Annotated in this window: 14 protein-coding genes; all 14 read left to right on the plus strand. The window is 65.9% G+C overall.

Going from position 1 to position 12,264, the window contains the following annotated elements; all coding sequences use genetic code 11:
- Position 1: 1 nt before the first annotated feature.
- The gene (locus tag C8J30_RS07875) at positions 2–1,795 is read left to right on the plus strand and encodes a nickel-dependent hydrogenase large subunit (protein WP_110805297.1); all 1,794 of its coding nucleotides are present in this window, start codon (positions 2–4) and stop codon (positions 1,793–1,795) included.
- 10 nt (positions 1,796–1,805) lie between these two features.
- Positions 1,806–2,594 (plus strand): Ni/Fe-hydrogenase, b-type cytochrome subunit, encoded by a 789-nt coding sequence (gene cybH / locus C8J30_RS07880; protein ID WP_181420812.1) that lies wholly within the window; start codon positions 1,806–1,808, stop codon positions 2,592–2,594.
- A 202-nt stretch (positions 2,595–2,796) separates the two neighbouring features.
- Positions 2,797–3,429 carry a HyaD/HybD family hydrogenase maturation endopeptidase gene (locus C8J30_RS07885; protein ID WP_110805298.1) on the plus strand — a complete coding sequence of 211 codons (633 nt, stop codon included), beginning with the start codon at positions 2,797–2,799 and terminating at the stop codon, positions 3,427–3,429.
- The gene (locus C8J30_RS07890) at positions 3,429–3,749 is read left to right on the plus strand and encodes a HypC/HybG/HupF family hydrogenase formation chaperone (RefSeq protein WP_110805299.1); all 321 of its coding nucleotides are present in this window, start codon (positions 3,429–3,431) and stop codon (positions 3,747–3,749) included. Before C8J30_RS07885 ends, C8J30_RS07890 begins: the two co-directional genes overlap by 1 nt.
- A 7-nt stretch (positions 3,750–3,756) precedes the next feature.
- The gene (locus tag C8J30_RS07895) at positions 3,757–4,173 is read left to right on the plus strand and encodes a thioredoxin domain-containing protein (RefSeq protein WP_110805300.1); all 417 of its coding nucleotides are present in this window, start codon (positions 3,757–3,759) and stop codon (positions 4,171–4,173) included.
- A gap of 3 nt (positions 4,174–4,176) precedes the next feature.
- Positions 4,177–5,004 carry a hydrogenase expression/formation protein gene (locus C8J30_RS07900; RefSeq protein ID WP_110805301.1) on the plus strand — a complete coding sequence of 276 codons (828 nt, stop codon included), beginning with the start codon at positions 4,177–4,179 and terminating at the stop codon, positions 5,002–5,004.
- A 71-nt stretch (positions 5,005–5,075) separates the two neighbouring features.
- On the plus strand, positions 5,076–5,849 hold the full coding sequence (locus tag C8J30_RS07905) for a [NiFe]-hydrogenase assembly chaperone HybE (RefSeq protein ID WP_181420816.1): 774 nt from the start codon (positions 5,076–5,078) through the stop codon (positions 5,847–5,849).
- Positions 5,846–6,730 carry a hydrogenase expression/formation protein HupK gene (locus tag C8J30_RS07910; RefSeq protein WP_110805303.1) on the plus strand — a complete coding sequence of 295 codons (885 nt, stop codon included), beginning with the start codon at positions 5,846–5,848 and terminating at the stop codon, positions 6,728–6,730. The genes C8J30_RS07905 and C8J30_RS07910 overlap by 4 nt, the downstream gene beginning before the upstream one ends.
- Positions 6,723–7,064, plus strand: a complete 342-nt coding sequence (gene hypA / locus C8J30_RS07915) for a hydrogenase maturation nickel metallochaperone HypA (protein ID WP_110805304.1) — start codon at positions 6,723–6,725, stop codon at positions 7,062–7,064. The genes C8J30_RS07910 and hypA overlap by 8 nt, the downstream gene beginning before the upstream one ends.
- Complete coding sequence (hypB, locus tag C8J30_RS07920) at positions 7,064–8,074, plus strand: hydrogenase nickel incorporation protein HypB (RefSeq protein ID WP_110805305.1); 1,011 nt, start codon at positions 7,064–7,066, stop codon at positions 8,072–8,074. Before hypA ends, hypB begins: the two co-directional genes overlap by 1 nt.
- Positions 8,074–9,552: a sigma-54-dependent transcriptional regulator gene (locus tag C8J30_RS07925; protein ID WP_110805306.1), complete on the plus strand. Its 1,479-nt coding sequence runs from the start codon at positions 8,074–8,076 to the stop codon at positions 9,550–9,552. Before hypB ends, C8J30_RS07925 begins: the two co-directional genes overlap by 1 nt.
- On the plus strand, positions 9,552–9,842 hold the full coding sequence (gene hypC, locus C8J30_RS07930; protein ID WP_110805307.1) for a HypC/HybG/HupF family hydrogenase formation chaperone: 291 nt from the start codon (positions 9,552–9,554) through the stop codon (positions 9,840–9,842). Before C8J30_RS07925 ends, hypC begins: the two co-directional genes overlap by 1 nt.
- Complete coding sequence (gene hypD, locus C8J30_RS07935; RefSeq protein WP_110805308.1) at positions 9,839–10,972, plus strand: hydrogenase formation protein HypD; 1,134 nt, start codon at positions 9,839–9,841, stop codon at positions 10,970–10,972. Before hypC ends, hypD begins: the two co-directional genes overlap by 4 nt.
- A 111-nt stretch (positions 10,973–11,083) precedes the next feature.
- Positions 11,084–12,106, plus strand: a complete 1,023-nt coding sequence (gene hypE, locus C8J30_RS07940; RefSeq protein WP_110805309.1) for a hydrogenase expression/formation protein HypE — start codon at positions 11,084–11,086, stop codon at positions 12,104–12,106.
- Positions 12,107–12,264 lie beyond the last annotated feature (158 nt).

A 12,264-nucleotide genomic window follows, 5' to 3' on the forward strand; every position in this document is an offset into this window, starting at 1 on the left:
CATGACGACCCAAACGCCGAACGGCTTCACCCTCGACAACAGCGGCAAGCGCATCGTCGTCGACCCGGTCACCCGGATCGAAGGCCATATGCGCTGCGAAGTGAACGTCAACGATCAGGGCATCATCACCAACGCCGTCTCGACCGGGACGATGTGGCGCGGCCTTGAAGTCATCCTGAAGGGCCGCGATCCGCGCGACGCCTGGGCCTTCACCGAACGCATCTGCGGCGTCTGCACCGGCACCCATGCGCTGACCTCGGTCCGCGCCGTCGAGAATGCGCTGGGGATCACCATCCCCGACAACGCGAACTCGATCCGCAACATCATGCAGCTGAACCTGCAGATCCACGACCATATCGTGCACTTCTACCATCTGCATGCGCTCGACTGGGTGAACCCGGTCAACGCGCTTCGCGCGGATCCGAAGGCGACGTCGGAACTGCAGCAGATGGTGAGCCCGAGCCACCCGCTCTCCTCCCCCGGCTACTTCCGCGACGTGCAGAACCGTCTGAAGAAGTTTGTCGAATCCGGGCAGCTCGGGCTTTTCAAGAATGGCTACTGGGACAACCCGGCCTACAAGCTGCCGCCCGAAGCCGATCTGATGGCGACGACGCACTATCTGGAAGCGCTCGACCTGCAAAAGGAAGTGGTGAAGATCCACACCATCTTCGGCGGCAAGAACCCGCATCCGAACTGGCTGGTGGGCGGCGTGCCGTGTCCGATCAACGTCGATGGCGTGGGCTCGGTCGGCGCGATCAACATGGAGCGTCTGAACCTCGTCTCCTCGATCATCGACCGCTGCACCGAATTCACCCGCAACGTCTATCTGCCCGACCTGAAAGCCATCGGCGGTTTCTACAAGGACTGGCTCTACGGCGGCGGGCTTTCGGGCAAGTCGGTGCTGTCCTATGGCGACATCCCGGAAAACCCGAATGATTTCAGCCCCGAGCAGCTGCATCTGCCGCGCGGTGCGATCATCAACGGCAACCTGAACGAAGTGCTCGACGTCGACACCTCCGACCCCGAGCAGATCCAGGAATTCGTCGATCACTCGTGGTACGAGTATGGCGAGCCGGGCAAGGGGCTGCACCCCTGGGATGGCGAGACGAAGCCGAAGTTCGAGCTTGGGCCGAACCTTGTCGGCACCCGCACCAACATCGAGAACATCGACGAAGGCGCGAAATATTCGTGGATCAAGGCGCCGCGCTGGCGCGGCAACGCGATGGAAGTGGGGCCGCTGGCCCGCTACATCGTCGGCTACGCCAAGGGCCACGAAGACATCAAGAACCAGGTCGAAGGCCTGCTGCGCGACATGAACCTGCCGGTCACGGCGCTGTTCTCGACGCTCGGTCGGACGGCTGCGCGGGCGCTTGAGGCCGAATATTGCACGCGGCTGCAAAAGCACTTCTTCGACAAGCTCGTCACCAACATCAAGAACGGCGACAGCTCGACCGCGAATGTCGACAAGTGGGATCCGTCGCGCTGGCCCAAGGAAGCCAAGGGCGTCGGCATGACCGAAGCGCCGCGCGGCGCGCTGGGCCACTGGGTCAAGATCAAGGACGGCCGCATCGAGAACTATCAATGCGTCGTGCCGACGACCTGGAACGGCTCGCCCCGCGACAGCCAGGGCAACATCGGCGCCTTTGAGGCCTCGCTGATGGACACGAAGATGGAACGTCCCGAGGAACCGGTCGAAATCTTGCGCACCCTGCACAGCTTCGACCCGTGCCTGGCCTGCTCGACCCACGTCATGTCGGCCGAAGGCGAACCCCTGACCACCGTCAAGGTCCGGTAAGGGGGGCGCCATGAAGGGAGTTTCTGACGAAAGGATAAACGCACCAGTCCGTGGCCCCGACGAGATCTTCGAGGCCTCGCGACTGACCGGCGACGCCACCCGCGAAGACCTCGAAAGCATCCGGCGGCGAACGTCCGTCTATGTCTACGAGGCCCCGGTCCGGGTCTGGCACTGGGTCAACGCGCTGGCGATCACCATTCTGGTGATCTCCGGCTACTTCATCGGCTCGCCGCTGCCCTCGATGCAGATCGGCGAAGCGACGAGCCAATTCGTCATGGGCTACATCCGCTTTGCGCATTTCGCCTGTGGCGTGGTGCTGTCGGTGGGCTTCTTCGGGCGCATCTACTGGGCTTTCGTGGGCAACCGCCACGCCTGGCAGATGTTCTACATCCCGGTCTTCAACAAGCGCTACTGGCAGGAATTCTTCTTCGAGCTCCGCTGGTACCTGTTCCTTGAAGAGGAGCCGAAGAAGTACATCGGGCACAACCCGCTGGCGCAGGCGGCGATGTTCACCTTCATCACGCTCGGCATCACCTTCATGATGGTGACGGGCTGGGCGCTTTACGCCGAAGGTGAAGGGCAGGGCTCGGTTCCCGATACGCTCTTCGGTTGGGTGCTGGGCCTCGTGCAAAACAGCCAGCGGCTCCACACGCTGCACCATCTCGGCATGTGGTCGATCGTGATCTTCGCGATCATCCACATCTACGCCGCCGTCCGCGAGGACGTGATGAGCCGCCAGTCGATGGTCTCGACGATGATCTCGGGACACCGGACGTTCAAGGACGACCGTATCGAGTGACCGTGGTGAAAGTTACGGGCCGGGCGCAGAGCACTCTGCGCCCGGCTTTTTTGTGGAAATTTCACTTCCAATTTGGCAGTGAAAATGGTAAGAAGATTTCCGAAATATGCGATATTCCGACTCTCTTCCCGGGTTTATCCGGGCTGGGGGCTGGATCATAAGGGCTGAACGCCCGCGCGAGCGGCGGTCTAGGGAGGGACCCATGCCAGCATTCCAACCTGAACGGGTGCTCGTTCTGGGCATCGGCAACGTGCTTTGGGCCGACGAGGGCTTCGGGGTGCGCTGTGTCGAGCGCATGGCCGAAACCCATGCGCTGCCTGCGAACGTCAAGCTGCTCGATGGCGGCACGCAGGGGCTTTACCTGCTGCCTTTCCTTGAAGAGACCGATGCGCTGATCGTCTTTGATGCGGTCGATTTCGGCTTCACGCCGGGCACGCTCGTGACGATGCGTGATGATGACGTGCCCGCCTTCATGGGGGCGAAAAAGATGAGCCTGCATCAGACCGGCTTTCAGGACGTGATCGCGACGGCGCAGCTGATGGGCTATTGCCCGGAGCGGATGACGCTGATCGGCTGTCAACCGGTCGAGCTCGAGGATTACGGCGGCAGCCTGCGCCCGGCCGTGGCCGAGCAGATCGATCATGCGATCCTCGAGGCCGTGCGCGAGCTTCGCGCCTGGGGCATCGAGGTGGCGCGGGGATCGACCGAAAGCAACGATCTCGTCGATCCGTCGCTGGCCCGCGATGTCTACGAACGCGGGCGCCCCTCCGAAGACGAGGCCTGCCGCATCGGCGATCACCGCTTCTTCCCCTCCGCCGCGAAGGTCCGCGCCTGATGTGCGTCGGTATTCCCGTGCAACTTCTGTCGGTTGACGGCATCCGCGGTGACGTGATCGAGGACGGCCGTCCGGCCATCGTCGATCTGTCGCTCACCCCCGAGGCGCGGCCCGGTGACTGGGTTCTGGCCTTTCTGGGCGCCGCCCGCGAAGTGCTGACGCCAGACGCGGCCGCACAGATTTCGTCGGCCCTCAATGGGCTGCGTTCGCTGATGGCGGGCGGTGATCTCGGCGATGCTTTCGCCGATCTCGAAGCCCGTTCGCCGCAGCTCCCCCCCCATCTTCAAGCCGCGCTCGACGCCGGCAAGACCACCGCCTGAGGACCTCATGCACGACTTTCACATGCCCGACACGGCGGCGCCCTCGGGCAAGACCCATCCGTTGGTCACCCGGCTTTCGACCGAATTCGGCTGGCCGCGGCTCGACAATGCGCATGACCTGCGTGAATTCACCACCCGGCCGGGGGCGCATTGCCTGTTCGTGCCGGGCGACAGCGCGCGCAATCTGGAAACCCCCGATGCGGCCGTGGTCCTGCCCGAGCTGCGTCAGGCCTTCCAGAATGCCTTCGACTGCGCCGTGGTCGGTGACGGCATCGAGACCGAACTGCGCGAAACGACCCGAGTTCTGAAGACCCCCTCGTTCCTGTTCTTCCGCGACGGCGACTTCCTTGGCGGTATCGAGAAGATCCGCGACTGGGACGATTACATCGCCCGCACGTCCCACATCCTTGCCGCGAAAGGCTGAGCCATGGTTTCGAATTTCCACCTGCCCCCCGTCGGTTTCGGCCCCGGCTCGCAGCCCGAAGGCGATGAGGAACTGGGTTACATGCAGCTGCCCTCGGGCATGCGGACCTATTCGGCGCATCTGCCCGAGGTCGAGGATACCTCGGCCGTTGCCCCGGCGCTGAAACTGCTCTCCGACGTCGCCGCGGCGGCCGAGGCCTGCGCGCTGGGTGGCATGGCGAGCTTCGATCTGGAAGGGCTCGATGCGCAGAACCGCGCGCTGATCGCCGAGACGATGGGGCAGGGCGAGGTCGCGATGAAGATCCGCGGCATCCCGGCGCTGATGGTGCAGGAATCGGTCTTTGCCGGGGTCTGGTCGGTGGCGGGCGTGGGGGTCGATCGCATCGAGGTGGGCGCGGTCCCCGCCGCGGCGCTGTCGCGTGCCTTCGAGCCGTTCCGCAAGGGGCAGACCTCGTTGCCGCCGCTTGCCGACGGGGTGGTGAATGCCCCGGCGCTGATCGCGGAACTCTTCGACAAATCCGCGGCTTACGTGGGCGGCGCGGCCGATGTCATCAACCTGACGCTGCTTCCGCATACCGAAGAAGACCTGACGCTGCTCGATTACATGCTGGGCGAGGGCGCGGTGACGATCCTCTCGCGCGGCTATGGCAATTGCCGGATCACCGCGACGGCGACGCCGCATGTCTGGCGCGTGCAGTTCTACAATTCGACCGATGCGTTGATCCTCGACACGATCGAAGTGACGGTGATGCCCGAAGTGGCCTTGGCCGCGCGCGAAGACCTTGAAGACAGTGCCGCCCGCATCCGCGAAGTGCTGGAGGCGATCCGTTGAGCGGGGCCGCGCGCGCGGGCTTCGAGGGCTCGTATCTTGGCGCCAACGACCGGATTTCCGATCTGGCGATCATGGAATGCAAGATCTGCTGGACGCCCTATGATCCGGCGACGGGCGATGATTTCCGGCAGGTTCTGCCGGGTACGCCCTTCACCCAACTGCCCGAGGACTGGCATTGCCCGAATTGCGATGCGCCGAAAGCGCAGTTCATCGTGCAAAGCGACCCCGGCGCCCCCGCGCTTCTGGAGCAGCAGCGCGTCGATGCGCAGGTGGCGGCCCTCGTCGCCGATTTCCGCGAGATCTGGCACTCGAAGATGCGCGATGTGCCGCTGGTGAACAAGGCGCTGTCCATTGAAGCCGTGGGCTTTCACAGCCATGCGGGCCGCGGTCTGGGCGTGCTTGTCAGCCCGTGGTTCATGAATCTCGTCCTGCTTCCGGCCGAGGGCGAGGATTGGTCCGAGCTGATCCCCGGCGCCAAGGAAGACGTGCATTTCGCCTCGGGAACCTATGAATTCATCCACAATCGGCGCGAGATGGTGGGCGGCTACAAGGCCTGTTCCCTTTACGCCACGATGGGTGATTTCCAGACCCAGATGCAGGCGGTCGATCTGGCGCGCGCCGTGATGATCGAGCTTTTCAAGGAAGAAAACCGCGCCGAGACCGACCGCGCCGCCGAAATCCGCGCCACGCGCACGGCGGAACTGGCGGCGGTCGAGGCGGCTGAGGCGGCACAAGCCGAGGCCGAAGCCGCTGCAAAGGACCGGGCCGAGGCGATGGCGCAGCCGACGCGGCGGCGGCTGATCTCGGCGGGCCTTGCGAGCGAGCCGGAGGATGTCGCGGAATGAGCCCTGCGTTGCGCATCGTGCTGCGCCCCGAGGGGCAGCGGCTGGCGGTGGCGATGACCCCTCCCGATCCGTTGCCGGTCGCGGCTTTGATGCTGGGCAAGCCCCCCGAAGAGGTGGCGGTGCTGCTGCCGCGCCTGTTCAACCTCTGCGGCGCGGCACAGGGCCATGCGGCGCGTCTGGCGCTGGGTCTGAAGGCTGACGCGGCCCCCTCGCGGCGCGAGATCCTGCGCGATCATCTGGCGAAGCTCTGCCTGATCTGGCCGAAGCTTCTCGGCCTGACGCCGCAGCCCTTGCCCGACGCCTGGGCCGAGGGCGGCGCGGCCTTGCAAGCCTGGCTGTGGGGCGGCGCGAAACCCGCGGATCTGTGGCACTTCCTGACCTCGGGGCAGGGGGTGTCGCCGCTTCTGGCCACTTTGGGCCATGCGTTCGCGCCGGGCGAGGCGGTGGCAGTCCTGCCGCCGCTGACCGATCCGATGGCCTTGACAGCGCAGGAAAATTCCCCGGCCGGGCGGGTGGCGGATGATCCGCTGATGCGTCAGGCCGAGGCCCGCTTTGGCCGCGGTCCGCTCTGGCGCGCGCTTGGTCGCATCGTCGATCTGCACCATCTGGCGCTGGCGCCGCTCGCGGCGGAAGTGCCGAAGCCGGGGCTTGCGCTCGTGGCCGCGGCGCGCGGCACCTATGCGCTTTCGGCCCGGGCCGAGGCCGGGATGGTCACGGCGCTCGCGCGGGTCACCCCCACCGATCATCTTCTGGCCCCCGGCGGGGCGCTTGCGCTGTCGCTGGCGACGCTGCCCGCGGCCAAGGCCGGTCTGGCGGCTTTGGTGATCGACATGCTCGACCCCTGTGTGGCAGTCTCGGTTCAGGAACTTGCCCATGCATGAGATGTCGATCGTCGAAGGGATTCGCACGGTGATCGAAGAGGCTGCACGGGCAAACGGGTTTTCAAAGGTGACGATGGTGCGGCTCGAGATCGGGCGGCTGGCGGGGGTGGAGCGCGCGGCGCTGGAATTCGCCTTCGACGTGGTCCTGCGCGGTTCCGTGGCCGAGGGTGCCAGCTTGCAGATTTTCGATCTTCCCGGGCAGGCAGCCTGCTTTGACTGCGGAAAAACGGTCGAAATCGAACATAGGCTGGATCTGTGCCCGGAATGCGGCGGGGCTCGTCTGCTGGTGCAGGGGGGCGAGGAGATGCGGATCAAGGATTTGGAGGTGCTCTGATGTGCACGGTATGCGGGTGTGGCGGTCACAGCGTCGAGGACCAGTTCAAGGACCATCTGAAAAGTCAGGGCAAATCCGCCGCGGCGCACAAGCCCGCGCCTTTCGCCGTTCTGGCCGAGGCGAAGGGCACGCACAGCCATTCCCACAGCCATTGGCACACCCATGCCGACGGCACGAGCCACAGCCATCCGCATGACCATTCGCACAGCCACGACGCCGGTCACGGTGCCGAGGCGGAAACCGATCATCCGCATGCCCATGGCCACGATCACGGCCATTCGCATGCGGCTTGCGCGCATGACATCCATCTTGGCCACGGTCCCGCAGGCACCGAAGTGCCCGGCATGTCGCAGGCGCGGCTGATCGAGATCGAGACCGACATCTTGTCGAAAAACAACCAATATGCCGCCCGCAACCGCGCCGGGCTGGCGCAAAAGAGTGTTTTTGCAACCAACCTCGTGTCCTCGCCCGGGTCGGGCAAGACGACGCTGCTGGTGAAGACGATCCAGATGCTCGGCGCGCAGCCCCTGGCCGTGATCGAGGGCGATCAGCAGACGACGAATGACGCCGATCGCATCCGCGCGACCGGAGCGGCGGCGATTCAGGTCAATACCGGCAAGGGCTGCCATCTGGACGGTGCGATGGTCGAACAGGCGCTGGCGCATCTGCCGCTGCCCGAGGGCGCGCTTTTGTTTATCGAAAACGTCGGCAATCTGGTCTGCCCCGCCGCCTTCGATCTGGGCGAAGATGCCAAGGTGGCGATCCTGTCCGTCACCGAAGGCGAAGACAAGCCCTTGAAATACCCGGACATGTTCGCCGCCGCAGGTCTGGCGATCCTGAACAAGGTCGATCTGGCGCCGCATTGCGATGTCGATCTGGACCTTTACGAGGCGAATATCCGCCGGGTGAATCCGGCGATCGAGGTGCTGCGCGTTTCGGCCCGCACCGGCGAGGGCATGGCGGCCTGGATCGACTGGCTGCGCGCAGGTCTGGCACGGAAGGCGCGCTGATGTCCGCCTCGACCCCTGCGATCCTTCTGGTCGATGACGAGCCGCATTCGCTGACGGCGATGAAGCTCGCGCTCGAGGACGATTTTGACGTTCTCACCGCGCAGGGCGCCGAGGCGGCGATCGCGATTCTGGAAGAGGAATGGGTGCAGGTCATCATCTGCGACCAGCGGATGCCGGGCCGGACCGGGGTCGATTTCCTGACCGAAGTGCGCGAGCGCTGGCCGGAAACCGTCCGCATCATCATCACCGGCTATACCGACAGCGCCTCGATGATGGCGGCGATCAATGATGCGGGCATCCATCAGTTCCTGACCAAGCCCTGGCATCCCGAGCAGCTTCTGTCCTCGGCGCGCAACGCGGCGCGGATGTTCACGCTGGCGCGCGAAAACGAGCGGCTCTCGCTCGAGATGCGGCTTCTCAATTCGACCTCGGAAAGCCGGGTGGAAAAGCGGCGCCGCGCGCTGCGCGAGGGCATGGGTTTCGAGACGATCCTGCGCGCGCCGAATTCCGCGATGAACGGGGCGATTGCGCTGGCGCGGCAGTTTGCCAGTTTCGACGTGCCGGTGCTCTTGCGCGGCGAGCCCGGTTCCGGCCGGGCGCAGCTGGCGCGGGCGATGCATTATGTCTCGCTGCGTTCGGACAAGCCGTTTTACGAGATCAACCTCGCCGGTTTGCCCGAAGATCTGGCGATGATCGAGCTTTTCGGGGCGCGCCGTGGCGTGCTGCCGGGCGGGGTGGCGAAGATCGGTCTGGCGCAAAAGGCGGACCGGGGTACGCTCTTCGTGGCGGGGGTCGAGGCGGCGAGCCCGGCGCTGCAACTGGCGCTGCTGCGGATGCTGGGCGACGGCGCGATCACGCCGCTCGGCGGACAGGAGACGGCCTCGACCAACCTGCGGCTGATCACCGGCGCTGCGGCCGATCTGCGCGCGATGGTGGCCGAGGGGAAATTCCGCTCGGATCTTTATTATGCGCTCTCGGCGGGCGAGATCGCGATGCCGCCTCTGCGTGCCCGGCGCGGCGATGTGGCGCTTCTGGCGCAATCGATGCTGGCCGAGGCGGCGGTGCGGCATGGCAAGCAGGCTCTGGGCTTCGATGCCGCCGCGCTCGAGTTTCTGGAAAACTACGACTGGCCCGGCAACTTGCGGGAATTGCACAATGAAGTCACGCGGATGCTGATTTTCGCGCAAGACAATGTGCTCGGCGCCGAGCTGATTTCGCGCCACATCCTGCAGGCCGCGCCCTCGGAAAGCGGGGCGGATCGCTCGGCCGACGAGGTGATGACGGCGGAGGGCACGCTCAAGGATCGGGTCGAGCTGATCGAGATGCGGATCCTGCGCGAGACGTTGACCCGCAACCGCTGGAACAAGAGCCGGGCGGCGGCGGAGCTGGGGCTGAGCCGGGTCGGCTTGCGGGCCAAGCTTGACCGCTACGGCATCGAGCACCCGGCGGGGCGGGTGCAGGAAGAGGAGGAAGACTGATGTGTCTGGGGATTCCGGGCCAGATCGTGGCGATCACCGACGCCGGTCGGATGATGGCCTTGGCCGATGTGTCGGGGGTGAAGCGCGAGGTCAACGTCGCCTGTGTGGCGGAAGGGCCGCTTGAGGCGCTGGTCGGTCATTGGGCGCTGATCCATGTCGGCTTCGCGATGAGCCTGATCGACGAGGACGAGGCCGCGCGGACGCTGGAGGCCTTGCGCGATCTGGGCGAGGCGCAGGAGACCTTGGCGCAGATGGCCGAGGGCGCTGCGGCGCTGGAGGGGCGGGCATGAAATTCGCCTCGGAATTCCGCGACCCCGCCTTGGCCAAGGGCCTGCTGGCCGAGATTGCGAAGCTGGCCGAGCAGATTGGCGCGACACGTGAAAAGCCTGTCCACATCATGGAGATCTGCGGCGGGCACACGCATTCGATCTTTCGCTACGGGCTCGACAAGCTGATCCACGAGGGGATCGAATTCATCCACGGGCCGGGCTGCCCGGTCTGCGTGCTGCCGCGCGCGCGGGTCGATGAATGCATCGAAATGGCCGAGCGGCCCGAGGTGATCTTCACCACTTTCGGCGATGCGATGCGGGTGCCCGGATCGAAACTTTCGCTTTTGCAGGCGAAGGCGGCGGGGGCGGATATCCGGATGGTCTATTCGCCCTTGGACGCGCTGGAACTCGCCCGGCGCAACCCGGGGCGCGAGGTGGTGTTCTTCGGTCTGGGGTTCGAGACGACGACGCCCTCGACCGCGCTCGCGATCCAGCAGGCGGCGCGCGAGGGGCTGACGAATTTCAGCGTCTTTTGCAACCACATCACCGTACCCGAGCCGATCAAGGCGCTGCTGGATGACCCCTACATGATGCTCGACGGCTTCATCGGGCCCGGGCATGTGTCGATGGTGATCGGCATCCATCCCTACGATTTCATTGCGCAAGACTACGGCAAGCCGCTGGTCGTCGCCGGGTTCGAGCCGACCGATCTGCTGCAGTCGGTGCTGATGGTGCTGCGCCAGATCGCCGAGGGGCGGGCGGCGGTCGAGAACCAATATGCCCGCGTCGTGCCCGAGCATGGCAACAAGGTGTCGCTCGCCGCGATCGCGGATGTCTATGAGCGGCGGCCCTCGTTCGAATGGCGGGGGCTGGGGGAGATCGACGCCTCGGGGCTGCGGATCCGGCCGGCCTATCGCGCCTATGATGCCGAGGAGAAATTCGGCATCGGCTATGCGGGCAAGCGCGCCGAGGTCGAAGAGGCCGAGGGCTGTGCCTGCGGCGCGGTGATGACCGGGCGGATGAAGCCCGTCGCCTGTCCGCAGTTCGGCAAGGGCTGCACGCCGGAGATGCCCTTGGGCGCCTTGATGGTGAGTTCGGAAGGGGCCTGTGCGGCCTACTGGCAATACGGCGGGGCGCGGGCGGCGGAATAGCTTCGGGGGCGTTTGCCCCCGACCCAAGCGGGGGGCGGCTGCCCCCCGCACCCCCTGCCCGGGGGAGAGGCGCTCTCCCCCGGACCCCTGCGAAATCTGGAGCAAGATGAGATGGCGTTGAGAGATGAGCGGGTGACGCTGGCCCATGGCGGTGGCGGCAAGGCGATGCGGGACCTGATCGAGGAGGTCTTCACCGCCGTCTTTCAGCCGCCCGGCATGGAAGATCAGGCGCGTCTGACCGAGGCGGCGCTGGCCGAGCCCGGCGCGCGGCTGGCCTTCACCACCGACAGCTATGTGGTGACGCCGATCGAATTTCCGGGCGGCGATATCGGCAAGATCGCCGTTTGCGGCACGGTGAACGATCTGGCCGTGGGGGGCGCGCGGCCGCTCTGGCTCTCGGCCGCCTTCATCATCGAAGAGGGGACCGAGATCGCGCTGTTGCGCCGGATCGTCGCCACGATGGCGCGCGAGGCCGAGGCCGCCGGGGTGCGGATCGTCACCGGCGACACCAAGGTGGTCGGGCGCGGCGCCTGTGATGGTGTCTTCGTCACCACCGCGGGGGTGGGGGTGATCCCGCCGGGCCGCGAGATGGCGGCGGGGCTGGTGCAGCCCGGCGATGTGGCGATCGTCAATGGCGTGCTGGGCGATCATGGCGCGACCATTCTGGCGACGCGGGGGGATCTGGCGCTGTCGAGCGACATCGAAAGCGATTGCGCGGCGCTCGGCCATCTGATGGCCGGGGTGATGGCGGCGGCGCCCGGCATTCGGGCGGCGCGGGATCTGACCCGGGGCGGTCTCGCCTCGGCGCTGAACGAGATCGCGCAGGCGGCGGGCTGTGGCATCGTGATCGACGAGACCGCGCTGCCGCTGCGCGCCGAGGTGGTGGGGCTGTGCGAGATCCTTGGTCTCGATCCGCTTTATCTGGCGAACGAGGGGCGGCTGGTCACCTTCGTGCCCGAGGCTGAGGCTGCGGCGGCGCTGGCCGCGATGCGGGCGCGGCCCGAGGGCGCAGGGGCTTGCGTCATCGGGCGGGCGGTGGCAGACCACGCAGGACAGGTGCGTATGCGCACAGCCTTTGGCGGCGCGCGCATCGTGGACATGCTGGTGGGTGAGCAGTTGCCGCGGATTTGTTGAGCGGTGGGTCGGAGCGGCGAGGGCCGGTCCGGCATCTGGAAATGGGTTGACAGCGAGAGGCCAAGTGCTTCTCAATCGGTAAAATTTCGGTGGTTGGGCAAGGTCTTCGCACGTGTCGCGAGGGGCGGGTCGAAACCGGCGAAAACGCTAGGGCAGAG

The organism is Rhodobacter viridis (assembly GCF_003217355.1).
GTDB lineage: Bacteria > Pseudomonadota > Alphaproteobacteria > Rhodobacterales > Rhodobacteraceae > Rhodobacter > Rhodobacter viridis.

Bases quoted from the DNA above. Each gene is read 5' to 3' on its own strand.
- C8J30_RS07875 (WP_110805297.1), top strand. From the start codon at position 2: ATGACGACCCAAACGCCGAACGGCTTCACCCTCGACAACAGCGGCAAG.
- cybH (WP_181420812.1), top strand. From the start codon at position 1,806: ATGAAGGGAGTTTCTGACGAAAGGATAAACGCACCAGTCCGTGGCCCC.
- C8J30_RS07885 (WP_110805298.1), top strand. From the start codon at position 2,797: ATGCCAGCATTCCAACCTGAACGGGTGCTCGTTCTGGGCATCGGCAAC.
- C8J30_RS07890 (WP_110805299.1), top strand. From the start codon at position 3,429: ATGTGCGTCGGTATTCCCGTGCAACTTCTGTCGGTTGACGGCATCCGC.
- C8J30_RS07895 (WP_110805300.1), top strand. From the start codon at position 3,757: ATGCACGACTTTCACATGCCCGACACGGCGGCGCCCTCGGGCAAGACC.
- C8J30_RS07900 (WP_110805301.1), top strand. From the start codon at position 4,177: ATGGTTTCGAATTTCCACCTGCCCCCCGTCGGTTTCGGCCCCGGCTCG.
- C8J30_RS07905 (WP_181420816.1), top strand. From the start codon at position 5,076: ATGGAATGCAAGATCTGCTGGACGCCCTATGATCCGGCGACGGGCGAT.
- C8J30_RS07910 (WP_110805303.1), top strand. From the start codon at position 5,846: ATGAGCCCTGCGTTGCGCATCGTGCTGCGCCCCGAGGGGCAGCGGCTG.
- hypA (WP_110805304.1), top strand. From the start codon at position 6,723: ATGCATGAGATGTCGATCGTCGAAGGGATTCGCACGGTGATCGAAGAG.
- hypB (WP_110805305.1), top strand. From the start codon at position 7,064: ATGTGCACGGTATGCGGGTGTGGCGGTCACAGCGTCGAGGACCAGTTC.
- C8J30_RS07925 (WP_110805306.1), top strand. From the start codon at position 8,074: ATGTCCGCCTCGACCCCTGCGATCCTTCTGGTCGATGACGAGCCGCAT.
- hypC (WP_110805307.1), top strand. From the start codon at position 9,552: ATGTGTCTGGGGATTCCGGGCCAGATCGTGGCGATCACCGACGCCGGT.
- hypD (WP_110805308.1), top strand. From the start codon at position 9,839: ATGAAATTCGCCTCGGAATTCCGCGACCCCGCCTTGGCCAAGGGCCTG.
- hypE (WP_110805309.1), top strand. From the start codon at position 11,084: ATGGCGTTGAGAGATGAGCGGGTGACGCTGGCCCATGGCGGTGGCGGC.